Origin of the sequence: Cupriavidus sp. SK-4 (assembly GCF_000611125.1) — a bacterium.
Lineage (GTDB): Bacteria > Pseudomonadota > Gammaproteobacteria > Burkholderiales > Burkholderiaceae > Cupriavidus > Cupriavidus necator.
Genome location: NZ_JFJW01000152.1, coordinates 39,382 through 50,147, shown reverse-complemented (window position 1 = coordinate 50,147; position 10,766 = coordinate 39,382). Strand labels below are relative to the sequence as shown.

The following is a 10,766-nucleotide window of genomic DNA, read 5'->3' as shown; positions in this document are numbered from 1 at the left end:
GCACGGCTGGCGGCACTGCGCCGCCAGGCCTAGCGCTGGCGGCGATAGCCGGCGTTCATGAACTGGGTCCACTCGCCGTTCTCGCCCAGCATGTAGGACGTCAGCGTGCGGTGGTCGTCGTCGGTGAAGGTGATCACGTCGCGGTACTGGGCCATGCGGCCATTGCCGGAGCAATCCGGCCCCTCGGCACGCAGCGTCAGCTGCTGGCCGCCGGCATCGAGCTCGCCTTCATAGATCCACAGGTGGGTCATCATCGAGCCGATGAAGGTCCCCACGAAATGCTTGCGGGCGGGATCGTAGCCCAGCGTCATGACCGTGGTGGACGGGCCGCAGCCGGGCATGTCGCCCTGCGTCACGCACTGGACCCAGACGTCGCCGACGCTGCTCACGCGCTCGGGGATCTCCCACTTCTGCACCGGCTGGTCCGGCCCCATCGATGCCTCGCCTTCGGCGATCCAGTTGCCCACCAGCCGTTGCAGCCAGCGGTGCTCCTTCTGCGCTTCGGTCTTCATTTTCGGTCTCCTTGGGTTGCATCCACGGACGTTTGTGGATGCCGTACACATAGACTAGCAAATGAAATGGACAGCGTCCACTTTTGCCTGCGATTTGCTGTGCTGCGCTGGCCTGTCCGGTATAGCTTCAAGCGAGCAATCGCGCGGCATGCAGGGCGATGCGCTGATTGACATGCAGGTATTTACCTGCATATACTCCCCTCACGCACAAACACAACGGACCGGATGGACGCTGACAAGGTTTTCAAGGCGCTGGGCGACCCGACACGCAGAAAGCTGCTCGACCTGCTGTACGAGAGGAACGGGCAGACGCTGGGCGAGCTCTGCGAGCACCTGAACATGGCGCGGCAATCGGCCACCCAGCACATCGGGATCCTCGAGGCGGCCAATCTGGTGAGCACGGTCCGGCGTGGCCGGGAGAAGCTGCATTTCATCAACCCGGTGCCGCTGCACGAGGTCTACGAGCGCTGGGTGCGGAAATTCGAACGTCAGCGGCTCAGCCTGCTGCACGACCTGAAGAACGAACTCGAAGGAGATCAGCAATGACCCAGGAGAAGACCAGCTTCGTTTATGTGACCTACATCCGCTCGACGCCGGAAAAGGTGTTCGAGGCCATCACGAAACCGGAGATTGCGCAGCGCTACTGGGGCCACGAGAACATCTCCGACTGGAAGCCCGGATCGACCTGGGAGCACGTGCGCGCCAACGAGCAGCGCATGGTCCAGGTGGTCGGCAAGGTCGTCGAGGCCGCGCCGCCGACGCGCCTGGTCATCACGTGGGCGAGCCCCTCGCAGGCGGCCGATCCTGCCAGCTACAGCCGCGTGAGCTTCGACATCGAGGCGTACGAGGAGATGGTGCGGCTGACCGTCACCCACGACGAACTCGAGGCCGGCAGCGGGATGGCCAAGGGCGTCAAGCAGGGCTGGCCAATCGTTCTTTCCAGCCTGAAGTCCCTGCTGGAAACAGGGCAGGCCATCGATGTCTTCGCCAAGCCGAAGGCGGCCTGAACCGGGAGTTGCTCATGACCCAGCCCTACACCGGCGGATGCGCGTGCGGCGCGATCCGCTACGCAACCAGGCACGCGCCCGTCTTCCAGAACCACTGCCAGTGCCGCGACTGCCAGCGGCGCAGCGGCACCGGGCACGGCTCCTACCTGACCTTTCCCGCGCGCGCCGAGATGACCATCACCGGCGAGGCGACGCACTGGGAGGTCGCGGGCGACAGCGGCAACGTGAAGGTCCACGCCTTCTGCCCGGTCTGCGGAACGCCGGTCTTCCTGCGCTTTGCCGCGATGCCGGAACTGATCGCGGTCCACGCGGGCAGCCTGGACGACCCGGACCGCTTCGTGCCGCAGGTCCTCACCTACAGCGTCCGCGCACCGGCGTGGGACGCCATCGATCCTTCGCTGCAGGCATTCGAACGGATGCCGGCTGGCTAGGACCGTCAGGCCCTAGTGCGGCAGCCTGACCTTGGGCACCACGAACTGGTTGCCCGGGGCGCGCAGCACGTCGCACTGGACCTTGGCCTTGCGCACGGCGCCGTCCTGCGCCAGGTATTCGACGTCGGCCACCACGCTGTAGGCGTCTTCGGCCACCTTGCGGGTCTTGCCGCCGACCCACTTGAAGCTGGCGGGATTGGGCAGCGCTGCCTTGACCGCCTTCATGCAGGCGACCGGGGCCTCCGGGGCCTCGTCCTTGCCGCGCGGCTTTGGCGCTTCATCCTGCCCGGCGGCCAGTGCCGCCGACGAGCACGTGACCGACAACGCCATCACCAGCGCGGTGGACAGGGAACGCGGGAAAAGCGGCGAAAGCATCTTGGACTCCTGGGCTGGGGCAGAACTGGGCGCCACATTCTAACGCCAGCGCCGATGCCGTTCAGGCCACGGCACCGGCACAAAAGTTCCCCCGGCGCCACTGCCTGGCGGCGCTAGCGCCGCACGCAGGCCTTGTAGGTGAACTTGTCGCCACGAAACATGAATTCGGAGAAAGCCAGCGGCTTGTCATCAATGTCGTGCGGCGTGAATCGGATGCGCAGCAGTGGCTCGCCCGGCGCCACCTTGAGCCGGCGCGCGGTTTCGGCATTGGCAGGGATTGCTGCGCTCTCCGTATGCAGGTACTTGAGGCGATAACCCAGGCGGGCTTCCACGATCATCAGTGCATCGTGGCTTTCAAGATCGTGCTCCAGGATCGCACGCATCAGGGGTTCGGGCGCCATCGTCATGCCGACCGCCACCGGGGTGTCGGCCACTGACTTGAGCATGGTCACGCACAGCAGCCTGGTTCCCGGCGGCAGGCGCAGCGCTTCGGTGGCGATGGCCGGCGCCGCAATCAGCCGCGTCGACAGCAGCTTGCCGTGCGCTTCGTGCCCGCGCGCGCGCATGTAGTCGAAAAAACCAGTCAACGGCCCCAGGTCCGCCTGCCCCGCCGGACGGCTGACAAAGCTGCCCTTGCCGTGCACCGTCTCGATCAGCCCTTCGGCAAGCAGCGATGCCAGCGACTGGCGCACGGTGATGCGGCTGACGCCGAATTCAGCCATCAGCTCAGACTCGGACGGCAGCTTGATGCCCGGGGTCCATTCGTTGTTGACGATGCGCTGGCGCAGCGCGCCTTCGATCTGCTTGAAGCGAGGCAGGGAGCTTGTTGTCACGAGATTGATGGTGTTCACGTCATGTCCGATGCGGGCATCTACTTATCATAACAACATTGACTCATCATAACATGTCATGACAAGATGCTCCGATACACCAATGACAAGATTCGCGGCGCCGCTCAAGAAGTCATGGCGCACGCATACGGAGACAAGCGATGCCAGACCTCTGCGCCCTGTTGCAGCCGCGCACCATCGCCGTGATCGGCGCCTCCACCCAGCCCGACAAGGTGGGCGGCATGCCGGTGCGGCTGCTGAGCGAACTGGGCTACGTCGGCCGCATCATTCCCGTGCATGCCACGGCGCGCGAAGTACAGGGGCTGGCTGCGGTGCCCTCGCTGGATGCGCTGGACACACCGGCCGACCTCGCCATCGTGGCGCTGCCGGTCAGTGCCAGCCTGGACGCCATGCGCCAGCTGGCGCGCAACGGCACGCGCGCCGCGGTGTTCTTCACTTCGGGCTTTGCTGAAACCGGCGGCGACGGCATCGCCATGCAGGCGGAGCTGACGGCCCTGGCGCAAGCGCACGGCATCACGCTGCTGGGGCCCAACTGCCTGGGCGCGATGAACCTGCGCGAGCGCGTCTTTGCCACCTTCTCGCCGATGCCGCTGAGCGGGCTGCCGCCGCTGGGCGATGTCGGGTTGGTCAGCCAGAGCGGCGCCTTCGGCGCCTATGCCTTTGGGCTGGCGCGCGAGGCATCGCTGGGGCTGAGCCACTGGGTCACCACCGGCAACGAAGCCGGCCTGCACGTGGCCGACGTGATCGAATGGCTGGCGCACGACGACGCCACCCGCGTGATCCTGGCCTACCTGGAAGGCTGCCGCGACGGCACCCGCCTGCGCCGCGCGCTGGCGGCGGCGCGTGCCGCGGGCAAGCCGGTGGTGGTGACCAAGGTCGGCACCACCGAGGCCGGGGCCCGCTCCGCGCAATCGCACACGGCCAGCCTGGCCGGCGAGGACGCCGTCTACCAGGCGGTCTTCGACGAGTACGGCGTATTCCGCGCCCATACGCTGGATGACTTCTTCCGGCTGGGCTACGTGCTGTCGCGCGGGCGCCGGCCGACGCGCTGGCAGCCCTCGGCGAAAGAGCCGGAAAGCGCCGTCACGCCGGTCGCATTGGTCACGGTTTCGGGCGGCGTCGGCATCATGATGGCCGACCAGGCCGAGGCGCTGGACCTGCCCATGCCGCCCATGCCGGAAGCCGCGGCCACTGCGCTGCGCAGCGCCATTCCCTTTGCCAGCACGGCCAATCCCATCGACGTCACCGGGCAGATCGTGGCGCAGCCGGAAGTGCTGCTGGACGCGATTGCCGCCGCTGCGCAAAGCCCCGACTACGGCAGTGTGGTCGCCTTCCTGGCGGGCGGCGTTGGCGCGCCGCGCATCTGGCCCGGGCTGCAGGAAGCTGTCGAGACCCTGCACCGCAGCGGCACCGCGGCGCCGCTGCTGTTCAGCGGGCTGGTCGATGACGAAAAGCGCCGCTGGCTCGAAGCGCGCGGCGCGCTGGTCTTCCGCGAACCCGCCCACGCGGTGCAGGCCGTGGCCGTGCTGGCCCGCGCCGCCGCGCAGGCAGCGGCAGCACAAGCGAAGCCCGCCGTATCTGCCGCGGCCCTGGCTGCGCCGGACCTCCCGCGCGACACCACGTCGCTGTCCGAGTTCGATGCCATGCAGTGGCTCACCGCCTGCGGCATCCCCACCGCACCCCACGGACTGGCGCGCGATGCCGACGAGGCCGTGCGCATCGCTGAAGGCATCGGCTACCCGGTCGCCGTCAAGCTGTGTTCGCCCGACATCCTGCACAAGAGCGACGTGGGCGGAGTGGTGCTGAACGTGGCCGATGCGCAGGCGGTGCGTGCGGCGTTTGCGCAGGTGCGGGCCGCCGCAACCAACCGCGGCAGCCCGGCGCGCTTCGACGGCGCGCTGGTCGCCGGCATGGTGCGCGGCTGGGGCGAGCTGATGGTGGGCGTGCGGCGCGACCCGGTATTCGGGCTGGTGGCGCTGGCCGGCATCGGCGGCACGGCGGTGGAGATCTTCCGGCAGACCACGTTCGGCCTGGCCCCGCTGACCCATGCCCGCGCCTGCACCATGCTGCGCGCAAGCCGTGCCGAAGCGCTGCTATGCGGCCATCGCGGCCATCCCGCGGTCGATGCCGATGCCGTGGCCGAAGTGCTGGTGCGCGTGTCGCAGGCCGCCGCCGCACTCGGGCCGCGGCTGGACACGCTGGAGATCAATCCGCTGATCGTCACCGCCCAGGGCGTGGTCGCGGCCGATGCCGTGGTCACGCTGCATGCCGGGAACGGCATCAACGACTAAAGCAAAACCCGACGGAGACAACGCCATGAACCAACCCGCTGCGCCCTTCCTTGCCGGCGCGCCCATCGACACACCCCAGGAAGCCCTCACCGCCGCGGCGGCGCTGCCGCTGGTGCTTGCCACCTATCCGCTGTTTGAAAGCCTGCGCACCTGCCGGCTGCAGACCTCAGTAGCCCAGGCCACGGGCTACGGCCGTGCCCCCGTCAACGTGCTGTCGGCCAGCACGCACCAGTGGACGCACAAGGACCGCGACGTCGTCACCCCGGCCAACGACCTGCTCTACTTCTGCGCCTGGGTCAACCTGGCCGACGGCCCGGTCACGCTGCACGTGCCGGCACTGCCGGACGCCAGCCGCTATTACGTGGTGGAGCTGCTGGACGCCTGGACCAACAACTTCGAGAACCTGGGCCCGCGCAACGTGCGCGCGGCCGGCGCCGACATCGTGCTGGCCGGCCCCGGTCAGCACGCCGCAGGCGACCACGTGGTGCGCTGCCCCACCTCACTGGTCTGGCTGCTGGGCCGCGTGCTGGTGACTGGTGCCGACGACCTGCCGGCGGCGAGCGCCTTCGAGAACGGCTTCCGCCTGTCCGGCGGCACCAGGATGCAGCCCGCCTGCGTGCGCGACTGGCAGGAAGGCGGCGAGCCCGCGCTGGACTTCTTCGCCAACATCTTCAACGCCCTGCGCGAGTATCCTGCCGAGCCTTCTGCAGCGGGCCTGCTGTCGCTGCTGCGCAAATGCGGCATCCGCGCCGGCGACGCCGTCGATGTGGGCGCGCTGCGGCCTGCGGTGCAACAGGGCCTGGTCCGCGCCTGGCACGAAGGCATGGCCCTGATCGAGGCCAACACACGCAGCCATGCGCGCAAGAGCTGGACCTACAGCCTGCTGCTGGGCCGCTATGGCGACGACTGGATGCAGCGCGCGGTCACCGCGATGAAGGGCCTGGGCGCACTGCGCGCCGACGAGGCCGTCTATGCCGCTGCCGACTACGACGCCGACGGCGAACTGCTGCACGGCCGCCACGCCTACGCCCTGCACTTCCCGGCGGGACACCTGCCGCCGGCGCAGGCGTTCTGGTCAGTCTCGCTCTACGGCGCCGACCGCTTCTTCACCGACAATGCCATCGGGCGCTATGCGCTCGGCGACCACAGCCCCGGTCTGCAATATGATGCCGACGGTGGCCTCACGCTGACCATCTCGCACCAGCGCCCCACGCAGGCGCAGGACAACTGGCTGCCGGCACCGGACGGCCCGTTCTACCTGATCCTGCGGCTCTACCACCCGACCGATGGCTTCATGGCCGGCGGCTACGTGATCCCGCCCTTGCGGCGCATTGCCTGATGGAGCGCGCCATGGAGGCTCACGACAAACAGTTCGGCAGGCTGGCGTGCGACGCGGTGCGCTACACACTGCCGCTGTACGAGATGGCGCGCATGCGCGCCGCCACCTGCCCGCGGCGCGATGGCGCCGGGGTCTTTGCCGGCGACGGGCCCGATTCCACGCTGCGCTGGATCAACACCGTCACGCATGTGCGCGCACTGCTCGGCCCGCAGCACCGGCAGGTCGTCACGCCGAACAACGACACGCTCTACACCAATTCGTGGCTCGACCTGTCCAACGGCCCGCTGCTGCTCGACGTGCCCGACTGCCACGGCCGCTACTACGTGCTCGGCCTGCTCGACGCCTATACCAACCCGTTCGGCTATATCGGCACCCGCACCACCGGCACGCAAGGCGGCACCTGGCTGCTGCATGGGCCAGCCTGGCGGGGCGAGGTGCCGGCCGGTGCAACGCCGCTGCCCTGCCCCACCGACGCGGCCTGGATCATCGGCCGCATCCTGGCCGATGGCGAAGCCGATTTGCCGGGTGCACATGCCCTGCAGGACGGCATCCGCCTGCGCCGGCCAGACGGCACCAGCGCAGCAACCGTATTCGATGCCGGCATGCAAGCCGGCGAGCGGCCAGCCGATCCCGACCGCTACGCCGCCGTCGTCACCCGCATGCTGCGCGAGAACCCGCCACCCGCCGCCGAAGCGGAACTGGTCCGCAGCTTTGCCCCGGCCGGCATCGGCAGCAATGCGCCGCTGACCGGGGCACAGCGCGCGGCGCTGGCCACCGCGCTGACGCAGGTCGACGCGGAACTGGCCGCGCCCAGGGCCTCCGCGCTGGGCGGCGGCTGGTTCCTGCCGGTGGAAATCCGCACCTCGTTCGGCACGCACTACGCTCTGCGCGCCGAGGTGGCGCGCAACTACATCGGTGCGCTAGGCGTTGAGGAAGCCATGTACCTGATGGCCGATTGCGATGGCGACGGCTTGCCGCTGGACGGCACGCACCAGTATGAACTGGTGTTTCCCCCGCAAGGACTACCCCAGGTGGGCGCATTCTGGTCGCTGACCATGTACCGTAAATCGGACTGCATGCTGGTCGAGAACCCCCTGCAGCGCTACTCGCTGGGCGACCGCTCGCCGGCCCTGCGCCCGGCACCCGATGGCAGCCTGCGCATCGTGCTGGGCGCGCAGCCCCCTTCGGAAAACGCCCTGGCCGGTAACTGGCTGCCGGCACCCGCGGAGCCGTTCTATGTTGCGTTGCGCCTCTACGTGCCCGGCACCACGCACCTGGAACGCAGCTTCCGTTATCCACCCATCCGCCGCATGAAGGAACCATCATGAATCGGACCTCAATCTTCGCCCGGGCCGTGCTGACGGCCGGCCTGGCGATGCTGTGCCTGGCCAGCCCCGCGCAGGCGCAAACGTATCCGTCGCGGCCGGTCAAGCTGGTGTCGCCATATGGCGCTGGCGGCTCCAATGACATTTCTGCCCGCATCCTTGCCGAGGCACTTGGCCACAAGCTTGGCCAACAGGTGGTGGTGGAGAACAAGCCTGGCGCCGGCACGCGCCTGGCCACCGAGCAGGTGGCCCATGCCGCGCCGGACGGCTACACGCTGCTGTGGGCCGCCGCGCCCTTCGCCATCAATACCGCGGCAGGCATCGCCCAGCGCTACGACGTCCACAAGGACTTCGTGCCAGTGGGCCCGCGCGTGCTGGGTCCGGTCTTCCTGATCGTCAATGCCAGCTCGCCGGCTCGCACCGTGGCCGACTTCGTGCGCATGGCCCGGGACAAGCCGGATGGCGTGACGCTGGCGTCCCCGGGCGCAGGCTCCGGCCCGCACCTGACCGCCGAACTGTTCGGGCAGGTCGGCAAGTTCAAGCTGCTGAATGTCCACTACCGCGGCGACGCCACCGCCTATACCGAACTACTGGCCGGCCGCGCGGACGCCACCCTGACCGCCATCACCTCGGCGCTGCCCTTTATCAAGGCCGGCAAGCTGCGCGTGCTGGCAGTGGCCTCGGAACAGCGTTCGCCGGTCTATCCGGATGCGCCCACCTTTGCCGAGCAGGGTTACCCGGGCATGGTCGGCTACGGCTGGTTCGGCCTGGTCGCGCCGGCCGGCACGCCGCCCGCCATCTCAGAGCGCTTGAACCGCGAGGCATCGGCCGTGCTGGCCGATGCCGAGATCCGCAAGAAGCTGCTGGGGCTGGGGCTTGAGCCGCAGCCAGAGCCGGGCAGCGCGTTTTCCGCCTTCATCGACCAGGAGATCGGCAAATGGGGCAAGCTGATCAAGGCGCGCGGCATCAGGCTGGAGTGAGACCTCCCCTTCGACGTAGGGCAACACGTGACCATCCATCCCAAGGAGACACCGCCATCATGATGACCGCTGCCCCCCTTCTGCACCGGCTGCGCGGCCCGCTGCTGCAAGCCGCCCTGCCCCTGCTCACCGTGCTGGCCCTGGCCGCCGCGCCCGCCCCGGCCGGCGCACAGGGCGCCTACCCGGCCAAGCCCATCCACCTGATCGTCGCCTACCCGCCGGGCGGGCTGACCGACACGCTGGCGCGCGCCATCGGCGATGGCCTGTCGCGCCAGCTCGGCAAGACGGTGGTGGTGGAGAACAAGGGCGGCGCCGGCGGCATCATCGGCACCGACTACGTCGCCAAGTCGGCGCCTGACGGCTATACGCTGCTGATGACCATTCCCGGCCCGATCACGTCCAACCTGGCGCTGTACAAGAAGCTGCCCTACGATCCGCGCACTGAACTGCGCCCGATCTCCGACATCGCCACCGCACGCACCGTGCTGGCGGTCAACAGCAGCGTGCCAGCCAAGACCGTTGCCGAACTGCTGGCCTATGCCAAGGCATCGCCGGGCAAGCTGCGCATGGGGTCATGGGGCGCGGGCACGCAGCCGCATACGATCCAGACCTACATCGCCAGGCAATACCAGGCTGACATGCTGCATGTGCCCTACCGCGGCGAAGGGCCGATGGTGACCGACCTTCTCGCCGGCCAGGTCAACGTGACGGTGGGCTCCGTGACCGCGCTCAAGCAACACTTCGCCACCGGCAAGCTGCGGCCCCTAGCGGTCACCGGCACGCGCCGCGCACAGGGCCTGCCAGACGTGCCGACCTTCACCGAGGCAGGCTACGCCGACGAACCGTTCCGGCTGACCGGCCCGATCACGCTGATGGCGCCCGCGAAGACGCCGCAGGACATCATCGACCGCCTGGGCCGCGAGACCGCCAGCCTGGTCGCCAGCGCCGACACGCAGCGGCGCATCGTGGACATGGGCGCGGAACCGCTCGGCAATACACCGGCACAGGCGGAGGCGGCGTACAAGGCCTACTTGCCGGTGGTGCTGAAGCTGACGGCGGATACGGGGGTGACGCTGGATTGACAGCCGCAGCGTGAATCGGTCGTGCCGGCGACTGCATGCTACAGTCGTCGGCAACAGGCATACCGTGAACACGCAAGCATGAAAACGCTGCTGATCGTCTATCACACCATGACCGGGGGCACCCGGCAGATGGCCGAGGCCGCCGCTGACGCGGCCCGCCAGCAGCCCGGCGTCACGGTCGTGCTCAAGACGGCTGCCGAGGCCGGCCCGGACGATGTCCTTGCCGCCGACGGCTACCTCTTCGCCACGCCGGAGAACCTGGCCGCCATGGCAGGGATGATGAAGGACTTCTTCGACCGCAGCTATTACGCCGCGCTGGACCGCATCAACGGCCGCCCCTACGCCACCATGATCTGCGCCGGCAGCGATGGCGAGAATGCGCTGCGCCAGATTGACCGCATCGCCACCGGCTGGCGGCTCAACGGCGTGGCGCCGGGGCTGATCGTCTGTACGCATGCGCAGACGCCTGAGCGCATCCTTGCGCCCAAGCAGATCGAAGCCGGGGACCTGGCGCGTTGCGCGGAGTTGGGTGAGGGGCTGGCAGCGGGATTGGGGCTTGGGGTGTTCTGATGG

At 68.6% G+C, this 10,766-nt stretch carries 12 protein-coding genes; 9 read left to right on the top strand and 3 right to left on the bottom strand.

The genetic code is table 11. From position 1 onward, the window contains the following. Window positions 1-29 precede the first annotated feature (29 nt). A complete protein-coding gene (locus CF68_RS30325; RefSeq protein ID WP_035826279.1) occupies window positions 30-512 on the bottom strand; it encodes a DUF1579 domain-containing protein in 483 nt (160 codons plus the stop codon). A gap of 225 nt (window positions 513-737) precedes the next feature. Here CF68_RS30325 and CF68_RS30320 point away from each other — a divergent pair, with 225 nt between their 5' ends. The 3 genes from CF68_RS30320 to CF68_RS30310 are packed head-to-tail and all read left to right on the top strand — an operon-like array spanning window position 738 to window position 1,950. Continuing rightward, a complete protein-coding gene (locus CF68_RS30320; RefSeq protein ID WP_035826278.1) occupies window positions 738-1,058 on the top strand; it encodes a helix-turn-helix transcriptional regulator in 321 nt (106 codons plus the stop codon). After that, window positions 1,055-1,519 carry an SRPBCC family protein gene (locus tag CF68_RS30315; protein ID WP_035826277.1) on the top strand — a complete coding sequence of 155 codons (465 nt, stop codon included), beginning with the start codon at window positions 1,055-1,057 and terminating at the stop codon, window positions 1,517-1,519. Before CF68_RS30320 ends, CF68_RS30315 begins: the two co-directional genes overlap by 4 nt. 14 nt (window positions 1,520-1,533) lie before the next feature. Next, on the top strand, window positions 1,534-1,950 hold the full coding sequence (locus CF68_RS30310; RefSeq protein ID WP_035826274.1) for a GFA family protein: 417 nt from the start codon (window positions 1,534-1,536) through the stop codon (window positions 1,948-1,950). 12 nt (window positions 1,951-1,962) lie between these two features. Here the strand turns inward: CF68_RS30310 and CF68_RS30305 are convergent, their stop codons facing one another. Together CF68_RS30305 and CF68_RS30300 are read right to left on the bottom strand one after the other, a co-directional pair. After that, entirely contained in the window at window positions 1,963-2,325 is a 363-nt protein-coding gene (locus CF68_RS30305; protein ID WP_035826272.1) for a DUF2880 domain-containing protein, read from the bottom strand. 113 nt (window positions 2,326-2,438) lie between these two features. Beyond that, window positions 2,439-3,176: a GntR family transcriptional regulator gene (locus CF68_RS30300; RefSeq protein ID WP_035826269.1), complete on the bottom strand. Its 738-nt coding sequence runs from the start codon at window positions 3,174-3,176 to the stop codon at window positions 2,439-2,441. Window positions 3,177-3,316: 140 nt separating this feature from the next. Between CF68_RS30300 and CF68_RS30295 the strand changes: the two genes are divergently transcribed. From CF68_RS30295 to CF68_RS30270, 6 genes are all read left to right on the top strand, one after another. Further along, window positions 3,317-5,467, top strand: coding sequence for an acetate--CoA ligase family protein (locus CF68_RS30295; RefSeq protein WP_035826267.1), 2,151 nt, complete (start codon window positions 3,317-3,319; stop codon window positions 5,465-5,467). 25 nt (window positions 5,468-5,492) lie between these two features. Then, window positions 5,493-6,806, top strand: coding sequence for a DUF1254 domain-containing protein (locus tag CF68_RS30290; protein ID WP_035826265.1), 1,314 nt, complete (start codon window positions 5,493-5,495; stop codon window positions 6,804-6,806). Window positions 6,807-6,817: 11 nt separating this feature from the next. Beyond that, complete coding sequence (locus tag CF68_RS30285) at window positions 6,818-8,134, top strand: DUF1254 domain-containing protein (RefSeq protein WP_035826323.1); 1,317 nt, start codon at window positions 6,818-6,820, stop codon at window positions 8,132-8,134. Continuing rightward, entirely contained in the window at window positions 8,131-9,111 is a 981-nt protein-coding gene (locus CF68_RS30280; protein WP_035826264.1) for a tripartite tricarboxylate transporter substrate binding protein, read from the top strand. Before CF68_RS30285 ends, CF68_RS30280 begins: the two co-directional genes overlap by 4 nt. A gap of 59 nt (window positions 9,112-9,170) precedes the next feature. Then, complete coding sequence (locus CF68_RS30275) at window positions 9,171-10,193, top strand: tripartite tricarboxylate transporter substrate binding protein (protein WP_035826262.1); 1,023 nt, start codon at window positions 9,171-9,173, stop codon at window positions 10,191-10,193. A gap of 78 nt (window positions 10,194-10,271) precedes the next feature. Next, complete coding sequence (locus CF68_RS30270; RefSeq protein WP_035826261.1) at window positions 10,272-10,763, top strand: flavodoxin family protein; 492 nt, start codon at window positions 10,272-10,274, stop codon at window positions 10,761-10,763. Window positions 10,764-10,766 lie beyond the last annotated feature (3 nt).